The sequence below is a fragment of the Sinorhizobium medicae genome, assembly GCF_007827695.1.
Lineage (GTDB): Bacteria > Pseudomonadota > Alphaproteobacteria > Rhizobiales > Rhizobiaceae > Sinorhizobium > Sinorhizobium medicae.
In genome coordinates, this window is record NZ_VITA01000002.1 from 300,528 (window position 1) to 315,099 (window position 14,572).

Sequence of the window (14,572 nt, forward strand, 5' to 3'; positions counted from 1 at the left end):
GCTCTCTTTTTTGCCGTCCAGGCTCCGACGCGCATGACGGGCAGTGTCGCCAGATGAATTTAAAAAGGGGGGTTAAACCCATCAATTATTTGTGTAGTTTGAGAAACGGCAGGAATGTGGGCCGCTGACGCAAATGGGAAAGTGTTTGCCGGAGAGACTCGATAGCAATGAGGGCGGCGCCGGTCCGAGCAAGTATCGGTTGGTCCCGCGAGCTATCGCCCCCCGGCAACGGACCGGGGCCGGTTTCTGTTCCCTGTCAGCAGCTGCGGTGCGGCTGACAGCCTGCCATAGAGACACCGCCAAAACAGAGGGAGCCGAAATGAAAAAACTTCTTGCAACGACATGCCTGGCCGCTGGTCTTCTTGGACTGGGCAGTACGGCATCGGCGGCGGAATGCGGCGATGTGACCATTGCCAACATGAACTGGCAGAGCGCTGAAGTCCTGGCGAGTGTGGACAAGTTCATTCTGACCGAGGGTTACGGCTGCAATGCCGATCTCGTCGTGGGCGATACGGTGCCGACCATCACCTCGATGATCGAAAAGGGCGAGCCGGACATTGCGCCGGAAGGCTGGGTCGATCTGCTGCCCGACGTCGTGAACCGTGGTCTCGAGGAAGGCAAGCTTGTAGGCGCCGCAGTGGCGCTTTCAGACGGCGCCGTCCAGGGTTGGTGGGTGCCGAAATATATCGTCGACGCCAATCCGGACATCAAGACGATCGACGACGTCCTGAAGCACAAGGACCTCTTCCCGGATCCCGAAGATCCAAGCAAGGGCGCGATTTTCAACGGCCCGCAGGGCTGGGGCGGCACGGTCGTTACGACGCAGCTCTATAAGGCTTACGGCGCCGAGCAGGCGGGCTTCACGTTAGTCGATACCGGCTCGGCAGCCGGCCTCGACGGATCGATTGCCAAGGCGTATGAGCGCAAGCAGGGCTGGGTCGGCTACTACTGGGCTCCGACGGCGCTGCTAGGCAAGTACGAGATGGTCAAGCTCGGCCATGGCGTTCCGAACGACATGGCGGAATGGAAGCGTTGCAATACGGTTGCGGACTGCCCGGACCCGAAGAAGAACGATTGGCCGAAGGACAAGGTCCAGACGCTGGTGACCAAGGAATTTGCCGATCGTGCTGGTCCGGCCATGGAGTACCTCAATACGCGCGCCTGGACGAACGACACGGTGAACAAGCTGATGGCCTGGATGACCGACAATCAGGCGAGCGGCGAGGAAGGTGCGAAGCACTTCCTCGAGGAGAACCCGGACCTCTGGACCAAGTGGGTCTCTCCCGAAGTCGCCGAGAAGATCAAGTCGGCCCTTTAGTCGACTCCTTTCCGAGAACGGCGCGCGTAAAAGCGCGCCGTTCCTTTTTTAGAAGACGCATAATTTCGTTCACCGCATGTCGGTTTGAGAATAAGATTGCGCAGCTTGATCGTTTACACCGCGCGTTAGCGTTTGAAGGCAGGCGGCAAAGCAATAAAAACCATGAGCCGCCCAAAAGAGTGCGAAGGGGAATCGACACATGGAATGGCTGACCAAATTTCCGCACATGGACGACGATCGGCTTCGACAGCTGAAGAAGATAATCGATGAAGGGTTCCGTAGCTTCACACGCGCCTATGGCGACGCGATCGAAGCCTTCTTCGATCCACTGCAATTCTTCCTGATCCATGCCGAACGTTTCATGACGCGAACGCCCTGGCCGATCATTCTCATCCTGATCGCGCTGATCGCCTGGTTTGCCAGCCGCAACTGGAAGATAGTCGCGGGCGCGATCGGGACCCTGCTCCTCATCGGCTATCTCGATATGTGGGACGATACGATGAAAACGATCTCGATGATCTTTGTCTGTACGGTTCTGTCGATAGCGGTGGGCATACCGATGGGCATCATCATGTCGCGCTCCGACCGTTTCCAGAATGTCGTCAATCCGGTGCTCGACGTGATGCAGACCATGCCGAGCTTCGTCTACCTCATTCCCGTCGTCATGCTTCTCGGTATCGGCAAGGTTCCAGGGCTCATCGCCGTAGTCATCTATGCAATCCCGCCGATGATCCGCCTCACCAACCTTGGAATCCGCCTCGTCGACAAGGATGTGCTGGAGGCAGCTGACGCTTTCGGCTCGTCGAATTGGCAGAAGCTGAAGAATGTGCAGATGCCGCTGGCGCTGCCGACAATCATGGCCGGGATCAATCAGACCATCATGATGGCACTCGCCATGGTCGTCATCGCCTCGATGATCGGCGTTCAGGGCCTGGGGCAGCCGGTGTTGAAGGCGATCGCCAACCAGTATTTCACGCTCGGAATTTTCAACGGTCTCGCCATCGTGGGAATCGCCATCATCTTCGACCGGGTTAGCCAGGCCTATGGGCGCCGACTCCAGCGACACCGCGAAATCATCCACGGGTAGAAGCAAACGCTGCTTTTGAGTTGCCACTCCCCACAAGCTGGGGAGTGGTCTTACGGAATCGGGAGCAGGTACCCCCGACTCCGCGAGCTGACCTCAGAACCCGGCGAGCACCAGTTTGCCGCGCGTTCGGCCGGTTTCGATCATCCGATGTGCCTTGCTGACCGTTGCTGCATTGATGGGGCCGAGCGTCTCCGTCAAGGTCGTGCGGATCCTGCCGCTATCCACCAGTTCCGCGACCCGGTTCAAGAGATTGTGCTGCTCGATCATGTCGGGCGTTTTGAACAGCGGACGCGCAAACATCATTTCCCAGTGTATCGAGACCGATTTGCGCTTGAACGGCATGACATCGAGGATCGGCAGGTCGTCGATGAGTGCAAAGCGCCCCTGCGGTGCGATCAGCTTGACGATTTCGTCGACATGTTTGTCGGTGTTGGTCGTCGAAAACACGAAGGCCGGTGCGCCGAGGGCGAGCTGGTCCATTTCCGCTGCAAGTGGTCGGCTGTGGTCGAGCACATGATGAGCCCCCAGCTTCAAAGCCCAGTCGCGCGTTTCGGTGCGTGAAGCGGTGGCGATAACCGTGAGATTTGTGAGGGCGCGCAGTAACTGGATCGCGATCGAGCCAACCCCGCCGGCACCGCCGATGATCAGCACTGTCTTCGCTGCACCCGGCACGGGATCACCGACCCTGAGACGATCGAAAAGCGTCTCCCATGCCGTGATCGCGGTAAGCGGCAACGCGCTCGCGGCAGCGAAATCAAGCGACTGCGGCTTCCATCCGACGATACGTTCGTCGACGAGGTGAAACTCCGCATTTGTCCCGGGCCGGTCGATGGCGCCGGCGTAGAACACTTCGTCTCCAGGCTTGAAGAGCGTAACCTTCGGACCGACTGCCGTGACGACGCCGGCAGCGTCCCAGCCGAGAACCTTGAGTTGCCCCGGTTCCGGCTGAACGCTGGCGCGCACTTTGGTGTCGACCGGGTTGACCGAAACCGCCTTGACTTCCACGAGGAGATCGTGCTCGCCCGGCGTCGGCACGGATAGGTCCACGTCGATCAGCGCGGCCTCGTTGGCGATGGGTTGCGGTGTCTTGTAGGCGACGGCACGCATGGAATTCTCCCTTCGAAATTGAACAGGAGCTACATGGGGCATATGCTGAAACAGCACAAGAATGCACAAATTTGGCCCATAGTGTCGAAAAGGATATCGTATGTCCCGTCCCCGCGCGAAACTGACGAACACATTTCCGGGCTGTCCAGTGGAGTCGGCCTTGAGCTTCATCGACGGCAAATGGAAGGGCGTCATTCTCTATCACCTGATGAGCGAAGGCATCCTGCGCTTCAACGAGCTGCGCAGAAGGCTGCCGAGCGTGACGCCACGTATGCTGACCAGGCAGTTGCGTGAACTGGAGGAGGCGGCGCTGCTGTCGCGCACGGTCTTTCCGGTCGTTCCGCCGCGTGTCGACTACGCTTTGACGGCAAGGGGAGAAAGCCTGAAACCGGTGATTATGGCCCTGAAAGCCTGGGGCGACGAGAATGTTCTCTGCGACGGAGACCGGATGACGCTGAAGCCGGCCGAATCCCGATCACGGCCGGAACGCAAACGGGCCTGACGAAGCGGAGCGAATGGCAAAGTTACTGGTACTTTTCGTCGCCCGGCTCTGGAAACCCCCGCTGCCGCTCTTATCTGAGAAGCTGAACGCACTCGCATGACGGAGGCAGCAGCCATTGAAAGTCAAGGCCATCTTCAATCGAGATGGGGGGACTTTTCGAACGACGGACATGGACGCCTTCAGCAGGAAGGTCGAGGAGGACTTTCAGGCTGCCGGTCATCGGATTGAGATCGCAGTCGTCGGATCGGACGAGATGCGAGATGCACTGGAGACTGCCTGCCGAAGGGATGATCTCGACGCGATCGTCGCCGGCGGCGGTGACGGCACGATTTCGGCGGCGGCGGGAGTCGCCTGGAAAACAGGCATGCCGCTCGGCATCGTCCCCGCGGGAACTATGAATCTCGTTGCGCGTTCCCTGAAGCTTCCGCTCGACATCTGGAAGGCTCCGGAAGTGCTTGCGGCTGGAAGAGTCATCGACGCCGACATCGGCAGCGCTGACGGTCGCGCGTTCGTGCATCAGTTCTCCATGGGTCTTCACGCCCGCATGGTGCGCTATCGCGAATCCTATCAATTCGCGTCGCGACTTGGAAAGATCAGCGCCAGCACACGCGCCGCTATCGGTGTGATTTTCAATCCACCGGATTTCGAGATTGAGTTCGACGCGGACGGGCACCGGGAGCGCCGGCATGTTTCGGCGATTTCCGTCTCGAACAACCATTTCGGCCATGACACGCTGATGTATGCGGACGATCTGACGAGCGGCCATCTCGGCTTCTACACGGCGCCGCCTCTAAGCCCCGCGGGCGTGACGAAGCTCTCCTTCGATATTCTTCGGGGAAAATTCAGAAGCAGCACGCTGATCAGCGAGATGAGTGCCCTGACAGTAGATCTGCACTTCCCGAAAATGGATAGGAAGATCAATTGCGTCATCGACGGCGAACTCGTTCCGATCAAAAGCGGTAAGGTGGCGTTGCGCGTTCATCCTGGAGAATTGAAGCTGCTCGTCGGCCGGCAGGATGGCGACGCCGGGAATACCGTGTAGCGGCTTCCCACGCGGCTATTCCGCAATCCAGATATAGCTGAAACTGTAGCGATCCGGGCCGGTGCCGTAGAGATAGGGCAGGTCAAGGTGGCTTGGCGCCGCTGCCGGGGCGCCAAGGGCGGATAGAGTGTTCCGGAGCAGCTCGGGAACGGGTGCTTCCGGTCGGACGTCATCATGCCAGACCACGAGAAGGGGCCTTCGCGACATATCGACCGGAAGCGCATTCGAGGGCCTTGGCATCGTGACCTGCGCCCCGCCGAACTGCGTTCGGAGATTTCCCGCAATCTGCTTGTCATTGGCGAGGATAAGTGCGGGCTGCCCGCCTTTCGCCTGCGCCACCGCTTGGGCGAACGCGGAGTAGGGTATATTCAGCCGCGAGTAGTCGCCGAACCACGGTCGCACGACGGCGCGCGCCGACACCAGCACGAGCGCGCCCAGCGCAATGACGCAGACCAGCAGGAAAAAGCGCCGGAGGCTGTCACTAAGGTCGATATTCGCCGCTTCGATCTTCAGGCAGAGGTAAAGCGGAATGAGAACGAGGAAGAGAACCAGCCATTTTTCGCGCACATGTGTTGCGGCGACGCCGAGCACCACGAGCAGGACCGCAATCAAGCAAAGGGCAAGCATACGCCCCACGATTCGGCTCCATTGGCTTTCCGCCTTCCAGATGGCACGGAGCTTGCCGCGGAAGGCGAGGCCAAAGACGAGCAGCGGGACCAGGCTGCCGCCGATGATCGCAGAGGCGAGCGAGTAGGCACCGTAGAAGGCCTGAAGCAGGCGTCCTTCCGCCTCCCGCTCCCTCATCTCGTTCAAGGTGCCACCCGAGGCGAAACCAAGGTTCTGCAGCATCCAGTAAGCATGGGGTAAAACGATGAGAGCTGCGACCGCAATTGCCGGCAGAATGCGCCAGTCGAGAATCCGCGGCCGCATCTCCCGTTCCGGCAGTACAGCGACGATTGCCGCGACCGGCACCAAAGCGAAGTTATACTTCGCCATTAGGCCGATGCCCACCGCAAGGCCTGTGAGGAGATACCAGAAAAGGCTGGGCCGTTTCATCGTTCTCAGAAAGCCGTAGAGAAACAACGATACCGCGAAAAGTGCGGCAACCGTGTGCGAGAGGTCGCGCTGCGCCAGCAGAAAAACCGGAGGCAGCGCAAGGACGCCGAGCATCGCAATGGCCGCCAGGCGCCGATCGGCCAGAACCTGCCGTGCCGCAAGGCCGTAGAACAGGCAACAGAGCAACAGGAGCCCATTCTTGAGAATGGTCATCGTCGCCACGGACGCTCCGAAAAGCTCCGCCAGGCCGTATTGCAGCCAATTGTAGAAGGGCGGCTGCGGTCCGTATCCGAGTTCGAGGAATTGCGACAGAAAGGCCTGTTCCGCCTCGTCGATCTCGAGAGAGCTCGAGACGGATATCCGAAGGGTGATGCACAGCAGGAAATAACCAGCCACCGCCAGAACGACCGCCCCCGGCCGTCGATCGACCGCATCAAGCATGCGGGGGCTCCCGCACGAAAGTCTGGCGCACGATGTAGCTCGTCGGTTCATTGTCACGGAAATAGGCGCGCGCCATCATTTCCGAGAGAATGCCGGTGGTAATGAGCTGGATCGAGGAGAGAAACAGCATCACTCCGACGATCAGCATCGGCCGGGTTCCGATGTCGTTGCCGAGGATGAACTTGTCTATTGCAAGATAGAACAGGATCAGCGCACTTAGGCCGCCGGCGGCGAGCCCGATGGAGCCGAAAAAGTGCCCGGGCCGCGCCTTGTAGCGCATGAAGAACAAGACAGCGAGGAGATCGAGGACGACCCGGAATGTGCGCGAGATCCCGTATTTGGAGGTGCCGTAATGGCGCGCATGATGGGTCACCGGCATCTCGCCGATCCGGCTGCTCGGCACGACGCCCGCCACCCAGGCCGGAATGAATCGGTGCATTTCCCCCATCAGCTTCACCTGCTTGATGACGGAACCCCGGTAGATCTTGAGGCTGCAGCCGTAATCGTGCAACTTCACGCCGGTGATCTTGCCGATCAGGAGATTGGCGCACCAGGAGGGAATCTTGCGCAGGATCAGAGCGTCGCGCCGGTTTTGCCGCCAGCCGACAAGGAGGTCGAGCCCACGCTCCTCGATCGCGGCGACCATATGGGGAATGTCCGCCGGATCGTTCTGAAGATCGCCGTCAAGCGTAACGATCAGGCGGCCGGCGGCAGCGTCGATGCCCGCCTGCATAGCGGCGGTCTGGCCGAAATTCTTCTGGAGTTCGATGATCTTGAGCCGCAGCTCCTGGTGCGAGAGCTCCTTGCGCGCATTCGGGAGGGTTCGGTCCGTGCTGCCGTCATCAACGAGGATGAGCTCCCACGGCTCGAGAAATCCGGCCATCGCGGTCCTGATACGCGTGACCAGCGGCCCGACGCTCTCTTCCTCGTTGAACACCGGTACCACTATGGATAGCTCGACGCCCTCCAGGACCTCGGTCATTGGCTTCGCGGGTTCTTCGATGTGATTCAAGGGCCAGATTCCGGTGTGCTCGGAGGCTTTCTTGCATACTTATGAAATTATAAGCAATGTCGAATCGCATTGCTGGATACAGGAAAAAGTAGTGATGAATACAAATGGGGAGCGCCGCCGGCAGTCGTGGCTTGCGCGCAACCGTCTGGCGCTGTTCTCTGCGGCGGCAATCGCAACTTATGGCATATTCGTCGGATGGGTCTGGGGCTGGCCGTTTCTGTTACTGCAATGGGCCGAAATCGGAATTGGGCCGGTAATCTCGGCGCTGGCGCTTCTCGTCGCAACCTATTTCATCCGCTGCTATCGCATCCACGACTACTTCCCGGGCGAGACGAGGGGACGGTTTCTAACGCTCTTCCGTGTGACTCAGGTTCACAATCTCCTCAATATAATGCTGCCGTTCAGGGCCGGCGAAACGAGCTTTCCCTTGCTCATGCGCAGCGAATTCGGCGTGGCGTTGGTACGCGGCACCTCGGCGCTGCTCGTCATGCGGCTTCTGGACCTGCACGCTTTGCTTACCGTTGCGTCGGTAGGCCTGGTGACCGGCCATGGCGCTGCCGGCTGGCTCTTATGGCTGTTCGTGGTTCTCTCGCCCCTTGCCTTCTTTGTTCTGAAGGAACAAGCGCTCAAGGTGATGCGCCGTTTTGCGCCGGAAAGGGCCGGTCCGCTCCTGGACGAGGTGGAGACGGGACTGCCGACCGACATTCACGCGTTCTTGCGTGCCTGGGCGATGACGATGCTGAACTGGGCGGTGAAGGTGGTCGTTCTTGCCTGGGTCCTTGCCATCATGGGTGTGGCGCCGCTCGCCGCCTCGTTCGGCGGCGCGCTCGGCGGCGAATTGTCTTCGGTTCTTCCCGTGCACGCGCCTGCGGGCGTAGGAACCTACGCGGCGGCGATCGTCGCCGGCGCCGTTTCCTTCGGAGCGGCGACGAACCAGGCGACGCTGGAGATGCTCGGCCGTGCCAGCATCAATGCCCACCTGCTGGTCATCGTGTCGGCGGTGGCGGGCACGCTGCTGTCGCTCCTCCTGCGGCCGAAGGCGTGACAGGGTGACACGAAATGCCGGCTACAGAGCAAATCCGCGTTTCTCGGATTCGCGGATTTCTCCGAAATCCAGGACGGAGAATCGCCGCCACTTCCTGGAATTGCTCTACTGGAACGAGGTTTCGTAAAAGCTTCTGAGCTTACGTGAATGCAGCTTCTCGGATGGCATTGCCGCCAGTTTCTGCAGCGCCAGAATGCCGATCTTCAGATGCTGGCTTACCTGGGTTCGATAGAAGGCACTTGCCATTCCGGGCAGCTTCAATTCGCCGTGCAACGGCTTGTCGGACACGCAGAGCAATGTCCCGTAGGGGACGCGGAAGCGGAACCCGTTGGCCGCTATCGTGGCCGATTCCATATCGAGGGCAATGGCTCGTGCCTGCGAGAGGCGCTTGACCGGGCCACGCTGGTCGCGCAATTCCCAGTTGCGGTTGTCGATCGTAGCGACCGTGCCCGTGCGCATGATCTGCTTCAGGTCGTACCCCTTGTAACCCGTCACCTCGGCGACGGCATCCTGAAGCGCAACCTGCACCTCGGCCAGTGCGGGCAGGGGGATCCACACCGGCAGGTCGTCGTCGAGCACATGGTCCTCGCGCATATAGGCATGCGCCAGCACGTAATCGCCGAGTCGCTGGCTGTTGCGAAGCCCCGCGCAATGGCCGAGCATCAGCCAGACATGCGGTCTCAACACGGCTATGTGGTCTGTGATCGTCTTGGCATTGGAGGGCCCGACGCCGATATTGACCAGAGTGATGCCGCCATGTCCCTTCTTCTTCAAATGGTAGGCAGGCATCTGCGGCAGACGGGCGAGAGAATAGTCGGCATCCGGCCGATCAGCGCCGGCCGAAGTGGTGATATTGCCCGGTTCGATGAAGGCGGTATAGCCGTTGCCGCCTTCGGCCATCTGCTGGCGTGCCCAGGCGCAGAACTCGTCGACATAGAACTGATAATTCGTGAAGAGCACGAAGTTCTGGAAGTGCCTGGCGCTGGTCGCGGTATAGTGGCTGAGGCGCGCGAGCGAGTAGTCGATGCGTTGCGCCGTGAACGGCGCGAGCGGCGACGGTTCTCCCGGTCCCGGCTCGTAGGAGCCGTTGGCGATCTCGTCGTCCGTTGTCGTAAGATCCGGTGCGTCGAAAAGGTCGCGCAGCGGAATGTCGATGCCTTCGGCCGCCGACGGTTCGACATGCGCTCCTTCGCCGAATGCGAAATGGAGCGGGATCGGTGTCGAGGATTCCGACACCGTCACGCCAACGCCGTGGTTACGCATCAGATGACCGAGCTGTTCCTTCAGATAGTGCCGGAACAGCTTGGGCCGCGTAATGGTTGTCGTGTAGACGCCGGGCGCGCTCACATAGCCGAAGGAAAGCCGCGAATCGACATGTCCGAAGCTGCTGGTTTCAATGCTGACCTGCGGATAGCAGGCGCGGAAACGGGTGAGTGGCCTGCCGGCTTTTCCGAGACCCTCGAAGGCTTGGCAAAGGAAGCGGGTATTGCGTTCGTAAAGTGCTTCCAGACAATCGACGGCCCCCGCCGGATCATCGAAGAGCTGCGGCTCGAAGGCATCGGGGGTGGCGACGGAGAGGACGGCGTTCGAAGAGATTCGTTTGTTCATGTCGCATTATATGCTGCACCTTTCGACAAGCAAACGACAAGAACTGTGTTTTTGTTCTGGAGCGGGATGAGGAAAGTATACGCGGTTTTCCGCCCGCATCCGCGCAATTCTCTGGAACGGTGGTGCTTCAGCGAGGTCCGGCAAGGATGATTGCACTCCCGGCAAGTGCCACGGCCGCGCCCGTCATGTCCCAGCGATCCGGCCGGGCGCCTTCGGCAACCCACAGCCAGCAGAGCGATGCGATGATGTAGATGCTGCCATAGGCGGCATAGGCGCGGCCCGCCGCCGGCGTATCCACCATCGTCAGCAGCCAGGCGAAAATTGCCAGCGAAGCCATCCCCGGAAGAAGCCACAGGCCGGATTTGCCGAGTCTCAACCAGGCCCAGAAGGTGAAGCAACCGGCGATCTCGGCAAGTGCTGCGAGAAAATAGATGGCGAATGCGGGCATGTTGCAGGATCCTCTCTCATTCGAGAGGACCGGACTTTCACTGGTTATGCAAGAGCCGAAAGCGGGTGTAGGCTTCAGCTCATCGCCTGGCGCTGGAGGGTGACGAAGAGAACGAAACCGGCACCGTTCTTGCCGATCCCATAGCCTACGGACTTGCTGTAGGCGACGACTCCGATTGGTGCGATCAGCAGGCCCGCGAGAATGAGGAGCCTGAGGGAAAGAATGGCTGAGGAGACGAGAGCGGCCATTCCACGGTTTCCTTCAGAGTTTGGCTTGGCAGTATTGCGCCGTGTGAGCGGTGCAATCCGTGAGCGAACCGATATAGGTGTTCTGGCGGCGTCGTTGGGTGTCGGCGCCGACTGCAGCGGCAAGCGTCATCGCGAATACGACCATGAGAAGGCTGATGATTGTGAGGCGGCGAGCAAGAATGTCCATGGGTCCGTCCGTTGAATCAAGACACGTTCAAATCGATTGATTGGCTTTTTCGCACAACCAAACTGAACTCTTGCTGAGACGTTCATTCATCTGGCGTTCATCTTCGCCACGCCTGTCGCCTGAACTGCTTAGCGATTTTGAGTAAAGGCATGCACATAAACATGTCCATGGGGTTGGCGGACTTGCCGTGGAGCGGCCGTGTTCCTAAGTCAGGCTTTCCGACAACCAGGAGAGAACGCGATGACCGCTCCGATCGAGCTCTATTATTGGCCCACGCCGAACGGCTGGAAGATCACCATAATGCTGGAGGAGCTCGGCGTTCCCTACGTCGTCAAATACATCAATATCGGCCGGGGAGATCAGTTCCAACCAGACTTCCTGAAGATCTCGCCCAACAACCGGATGCCGGCGATCGTCGACCCGGACGGCCCGGGGGGCGAGCCCATCTCCGTATTCGAATCAGGTGCAATCCTGCAGTATCTGGGCCGCAAATACGGCAAGTTCTATCCGACTGACGAGCGCGCCCGTGTCGACGTGGAGCAATGGCTGTTCTGGCAGGTGGGAGGGCTCGGCCCGATGGCCGGACAAGCGCATCATTTCCGCCAATATGCCCCGGAAAGGATCGCCTACGGCATAGACCGCTATACCAATGAAGTGAACCGCCTCTACGGCGTGATGAACAAGAGACTTGCCGACCGGCCGTTCCTCGCAGGCGATTACTCGATCGCCGACATGGCCGCAGTCGGCTGGGCGATCCCGCATGAAAACCAGGGACAGGACCTGAACGAGTTTCCTAATCTGAAGCGCTGGTACGACGCCATGCTTGGGCGTCCAGCGGTGAAGAAGGCAATCGAAGTCGGCAAGGAGGAACGGGCTCGCCAGAAAAGCCTTGCCGAGGATCAAGAGGCACAAAAGGTCCTGTTCGGACAATGCGCCCGCTGAGGCGTGCGCCGCCGCCTGCATCGCGCTCCCATCGGCTCGACTCAGTCACTTTCACGATTTCAGGTCGATGCGACCTGAAATCATTGCGGTCTAAAGGCGTGTCCAGGTCTGCGACTTGCAAAGCACCTTGAGTACGCAACCCCGCATCTTCAGCAGATTGCCGTCGACCGAGCCCGTGCCGCTATAGGTCTTATCACTTTCGGGATCGGTGACCACGCCGCTATAGCTGCCGCCGGTCCCCGAGAGCGAGCCGACACGCTTGCCCGCGTGCTTGCCCGTTTTCAAGGTGACGCAGAAAGCTCCGCCGCAGGGCGCGATTTCCGCGGTGGAGCCGCTCGCCGTCTTCCACCTGCCGAGAATCGGTTCGGCGGCTTGGACCGAGGCGGCTGCGGAAAGGCCAAAAGCGGCTGCGACGAGCAATGTACGAATCATGCAATCTCCTCCGTAAACGGCAGGCCCTTCTGTCCCGCCTTGTGCTGGTTCCGTGTTGAGCCGATCTCCTGCAGCGCCGCCATGTCTATCCGGCGGGCAAGGACCACTTCGAGGCAAAGCGTATATTACGCGTACGTAAAGGTAAATATCGGAGAGGAAGTTGCCGCCAATGGAGTGTGGTCAACGTATGGAGGCGCCGTCCTTGAAGAAGGCAGCTGTTCCCGTGGTTACCGATTGGTTGAAATTCGCGCGTGAAATTTTCGTAAATTTTGAGGCGAATACGCGCGGATACAGGCATCTCGATGCTTAACGAAAACCCAAGTTTACCAAGTGTTTGCACTTTGTTTGCGTCAAATTAAGCATGGATTTTAAGCGGCCGTTCAAGGCCGTCGGCCATATTCAGATCCATAAGACGAGCGGCGCGAAACAAGCCGCCGACCAATCGGAAAGCGACACCGCAGAAGATGGTGCGATTTCTCGGGAAGCCCGCCAAGAGGCTCGAAGAAACAGGGGCCAAGAATACCAGCTGAAGCCGGACTCGCCCTCTTGGGCGGGCCGCTTCGGTGGACCAACGAAGAAGAGACAGGGACAAGCAAATGGCACGCTTTGACATTGAGATCGTTTCGGATGATGCGATCGGGGGCGGCAACCGGCCCGACGTTCTTTGCGAGATGGGCCTCGCGTACGCGACAGGCCGCGGCAGGCCCGTCGATCTGGTGGCAGCGCACAAGTGGTTGAACATCGCTGCCATCAGGGGCTCGGACCGGGCTGCCGATTTGCGTGCCGATCTTGCGGCGACGATGAGCAAGTCCGATCTGGCCGCTGCGCTGCGCGCAGCGCGCGAATGGATGACAATGCACTGATTTGCACTGGCTTTTCCTTTGGGCGGGTCCGTTTGAAGGGAAACATGCAGCAGCTAAAGCCGATGCGCGGCTGGCGCCGGCTCAACCGGAAGCCAGTTTCCTGATCACCTGCGGAAGCGCGACCGCCAGACAATCCATTTCAGCATCGGGCGCGGTGCTGATGCGAATGCAGCGGTTAAGCGGCGCGACCCCCGGCATCCGGATGAAGATCCCGTGATCGCTCATCAGCCGATCGACAATTCCCCGCGCATAGGCTGCATCTTTTCCACAATCGACAGTTACGAAATTCGTGGCCGAGGGAAGTGCGAGGAGCCCGTTTTCGCCGGCGATCCGGCCGATCCGGTCGCGTGAATTCGCGATTCTGAGCTTGACTTCCTTTAAGTAATTCTGGTCGGCCAAAGCGGCGATCGCTGCCGCCACCCCGATACGGCTCATCCCGAAATGGTTGCGTATCTTGTCGAAAGCCTGGGCGGTGCCGGGCGTCGACAGCGTGTAACCGATACGAGCTCCGGCCAGGCCGTAAGCTTTGGAGAAGGTACGCGTCCGAATGACGTTCGGCTTATCGATAAGGCTCTCGATCGAGGGGAGAGCGTCCGGCGGGGCCGTCTCGCAATAGGCTTCGTCCAGCACCAGGAGCGTCGTTTCCGGAAGGGCGTTCGCAAAGGCGATCACGCGCTCGGCCGGCCACCAGCTTCCCATCGGATTGTCGGGATTGGCCAGATACACAAGCGGAGCATTCTCGCGCTCCGCCGCAGCGAGCAGTCCTTCGAGATCTTCCTGATCGTCGGCATAGGGCACCGACACGAGCCGCCCGCCGTGGCCTGCGACATGATAATTGAACGTCGGATAGCCCCCAAGAGAGGTTATGACCGGCATGCCCGCTTCCACGACGAGTCGTACGATCTGGCCTAGAAGGCCGTCTATGCCTTCGCCCACGGCGATATTCTCGGAAGGGATGCCGAGATGGTCGGCGAGCGCCTGCTTCAGGTCGTGATTCTCGGGATCGGAATATTTCCAGGTCTCATCAGCCGCTTGCCGAATGGCGTGCAACACGGATTGAGCCGGGCCGAATCCGCTCTCATTGGCACCGATTCGCGCCGTTATCTTGCGGCCACGCTGACGCTCGAGGGCTTCCGGGCCGACGAAGGGGACGGTGGCCGGCAAAGACTGGATGAGAGGCGTGAGGCGCGAGAATTCGGACATGTTGGCAAATTTTACTCCGTTCGGAAAACGG

16 protein-coding genes are annotated in these 14,572 nt (G+C 59.9%); 7 read left to right on the top strand and 9 right to left on the bottom strand.

The features are described 5' to 3' along the window. The first annotated feature begins 319 nt into the window (after positions 1-319). Both FB009_RS04740 and FB009_RS04745 read left to right on the top strand, forming a co-directional pair. Entirely contained in the window at positions 320-1,318 is a 999-nt protein-coding gene (locus FB009_RS04740) for an ABC transporter substrate-binding protein (RefSeq protein WP_011974852.1), read from the top strand. A 199-nt stretch (positions 1,319-1,517) separates the two neighbouring features. Beyond that, a complete protein-coding gene (locus FB009_RS04745; RefSeq protein ID WP_011974853.1) occupies positions 1,518-2,405 on the top strand; it encodes an ABC transporter permease in 888 nt (295 codons plus the stop codon). Positions 2,406-2,498: 93 nt separating this feature from the next. Here the strand turns inward: FB009_RS04745 and FB009_RS04750 are convergent, their stop codons facing one another. Then, positions 2,499-3,512, bottom strand: coding sequence for a zinc-binding alcohol dehydrogenase family protein (locus tag FB009_RS04750; RefSeq protein WP_018010192.1), 1,014 nt, complete (start codon positions 3,510-3,512; stop codon positions 2,499-2,501). Between the two features lie 100 nt (positions 3,513-3,612). Here FB009_RS04750 and FB009_RS04755 point away from each other — a divergent pair, with 100 nt between their 5' ends. Together FB009_RS04755 and FB009_RS04760 are read left to right on the top strand one after the other, a co-directional pair. Continuing rightward, positions 3,613-4,014 (top strand): winged helix-turn-helix transcriptional regulator, encoded by a 402-nt coding sequence (locus tag FB009_RS04755; RefSeq protein WP_011974855.1) that lies wholly within the window; start codon positions 3,613-3,615, stop codon positions 4,012-4,014. Positions 4,015-4,129: 115 nt separating this feature from the next. Continuing rightward, the gene (locus FB009_RS04760; RefSeq protein WP_011974856.1) at positions 4,130-5,056 is read left to right on the top strand and encodes a diacylglycerol/lipid kinase family protein; all 927 of its coding nucleotides are present in this window, start codon (positions 4,130-4,132) and stop codon (positions 5,054-5,056) included. Positions 5,057-5,071: 15 nt separating this feature from the next. Here FB009_RS04760 and FB009_RS04765 read toward each other — a convergent pair whose 3' ends face one another. Then, on the bottom strand, positions 5,072-6,553 hold the full coding sequence (locus tag FB009_RS04765; protein ID WP_011974857.1) for an ArnT family glycosyltransferase: 1,482 nt from the start codon (positions 6,551-6,553) through the stop codon (positions 5,072-5,074). Further along, positions 6,546-7,565 carry a glycosyltransferase family 2 protein gene (locus FB009_RS04770; protein WP_018010190.1) on the bottom strand — a complete coding sequence of 340 codons (1,020 nt, stop codon included), beginning with the start codon at positions 7,563-7,565 and terminating at the stop codon, positions 6,546-6,548. The genes FB009_RS04765 and FB009_RS04770 overlap by 8 nt, the downstream gene beginning before the upstream one ends. A 94-nt stretch (positions 7,566-7,659) precedes the next feature. Between FB009_RS04770 and FB009_RS04775 the strand changes: the two genes are divergently transcribed. Then, positions 7,660-8,610 (top strand): lysylphosphatidylglycerol synthase domain-containing protein, encoded by a 951-nt coding sequence (locus FB009_RS04775; protein WP_011974859.1) that lies wholly within the window; start codon positions 7,660-7,662, stop codon positions 8,608-8,610. Positions 8,611-8,715: 105 nt separating this feature from the next. Here the strand turns inward: FB009_RS04775 and FB009_RS04780 are convergent, their stop codons facing one another. The 4 genes from FB009_RS04780 to FB009_RS04795 form a co-directional block, all read right to left on the bottom strand. Further along, positions 8,716-10,218, bottom strand: coding sequence for an AMP nucleosidase (locus tag FB009_RS04780; protein WP_011974860.1), 1,503 nt, complete (start codon positions 10,216-10,218; stop codon positions 8,716-8,718). Positions 10,219-10,345: 127 nt separating this feature from the next. Further along, a complete protein-coding gene (locus FB009_RS04785) occupies positions 10,346-10,666 on the bottom strand; it encodes a YnfA family protein (RefSeq protein ID WP_102045713.1) in 321 nt (106 codons plus the stop codon). A gap of 74 nt (positions 10,667-10,740) precedes the next feature. Beyond that, positions 10,741-10,914 (bottom strand): hypothetical protein, encoded by a 174-nt coding sequence (locus FB009_RS04790; RefSeq protein WP_011974862.1) that lies wholly within the window; start codon positions 10,912-10,914, stop codon positions 10,741-10,743. A 13-nt stretch (positions 10,915-10,927) separates the two neighbouring features. After that, complete coding sequence (locus FB009_RS04795) at positions 10,928-11,101, bottom strand: hypothetical protein (protein ID WP_011974863.1); 174 nt, start codon at positions 11,099-11,101, stop codon at positions 10,928-10,930. Between the two features lie 240 nt (positions 11,102-11,341). On the opposite strand from FB009_RS04795, the gene FB009_RS04800 reads away from it, so the two are divergent. Beyond that, positions 11,342-12,043: a glutathione S-transferase family protein gene (locus FB009_RS04800; protein WP_145161471.1), complete on the top strand. Its 702-nt coding sequence runs from the start codon at positions 11,342-11,344 to the stop codon at positions 12,041-12,043. A 90-nt stretch (positions 12,044-12,133) separates the two neighbouring features. On the opposite strand, the gene FB009_RS04805 is transcribed toward FB009_RS04800, so the two are convergent. Further along, positions 12,134-12,475 (bottom strand): DUF2147 domain-containing protein, encoded by a 342-nt coding sequence (locus FB009_RS04805; protein ID WP_011974865.1) that lies wholly within the window; start codon positions 12,473-12,475, stop codon positions 12,134-12,136. A 596-nt stretch (positions 12,476-13,071) separates the two neighbouring features. Between FB009_RS04805 and FB009_RS04810 the strand changes: the two genes are divergently transcribed. Beyond that, the gene (locus tag FB009_RS04810) at positions 13,072-13,338 is read left to right on the top strand and encodes an SEL1-like repeat protein (protein WP_011974866.1); all 267 of its coding nucleotides are present in this window, start codon (positions 13,072-13,074) and stop codon (positions 13,336-13,338) included. A gap of 81 nt (positions 13,339-13,419) precedes the next feature. Here the strand turns inward: FB009_RS04810 and FB009_RS04815 are convergent, their stop codons facing one another. Further along, complete coding sequence (locus FB009_RS04815) at positions 13,420-14,541, bottom strand: pyridoxal phosphate-dependent aminotransferase (protein ID WP_011974867.1); 1,122 nt, start codon at positions 14,539-14,541, stop codon at positions 13,420-13,422. Positions 14,542-14,572: the final 31 nt, after the last annotated feature.

What these genes read in the sequence shown, in the direction of transcription:
- FB009_RS04740 (WP_011974852.1), top strand. Translation starts at nt 320, where the DNA reads ATGAAAAAACTTCTTGCAACGACATGCCTGGCCGCTGGTCTTCTTGGA.
- FB009_RS04745 (WP_011974853.1), top strand. Translation starts at nt 1,518, where the DNA reads ATGGAATGGCTGACCAAATTTCCGCACATGGACGACGATCGGCTTCGA.
- FB009_RS04750 (WP_018010192.1), bottom strand. Translation starts at nt 3,512, where the DNA reads ATGCGTGCCGTCGCCTACAAGACACCGCAACCCATCGCCAACGAGGCC.
- FB009_RS04755 (WP_011974855.1), top strand. Translation starts at nt 3,613, where the DNA reads ATGTCCCGTCCCCGCGCGAAACTGACGAACACATTTCCGGGCTGTCCA.
- FB009_RS04765 (WP_011974857.1), bottom strand. Translation starts at nt 6,553, where the DNA reads ATGCTTGATGCGGTCGATCGACGGCCGGGGGCGGTCGTTCTGGCGGTG.
- FB009_RS04775 (WP_011974859.1), top strand. Translation starts at nt 7,660, where the DNA reads ATGAATACAAATGGGGAGCGCCGCCGGCAGTCGTGGCTTGCGCGCAAC.
- FB009_RS04780 (WP_011974860.1), bottom strand. Translation starts at nt 10,218, where the DNA reads ATGAACAAACGAATCTCTTCGAACGCCGTCCTCTCCGTCGCCACCCCC.
- FB009_RS04785 (WP_102045713.1), bottom strand. Translation starts at nt 10,666, where the DNA reads ATGCCCGCATTCGCCATCTATTTTCTCGCAGCACTTGCCGAGATCGCC.
- FB009_RS04790 (WP_011974862.1), bottom strand. Translation starts at nt 10,914, where the DNA reads ATGGCCGCTCTCGTCTCCTCAGCCATTCTTTCCCTCAGGCTCCTCATT.
- FB009_RS04795 (WP_011974863.1), bottom strand. Translation starts at nt 11,101, where the DNA reads ATGGACATTCTTGCTCGCCGCCTCACAATCATCAGCCTTCTCATGGTC.
- FB009_RS04800 (WP_145161471.1), top strand. Translation starts at nt 11,342, where the DNA reads ATGACCGCTCCGATCGAGCTCTATTATTGGCCCACGCCGAACGGCTGG.
- FB009_RS04805 (WP_011974865.1), bottom strand. Translation starts at nt 12,475, where the DNA reads ATGATTCGTACATTGCTCGTCGCAGCCGCTTTTGGCCTTTCCGCAGCC.
- FB009_RS04810 (WP_011974866.1), top strand. Translation starts at nt 13,072, where the DNA reads ATGGCACGCTTTGACATTGAGATCGTTTCGGATGATGCGATCGGGGGC.
- FB009_RS04815 (WP_011974867.1), bottom strand. Translation starts at nt 14,541, where the DNA reads ATGTCCGAATTCTCGCGCCTCACGCCTCTCATCCAGTCTTTGCCGGCC.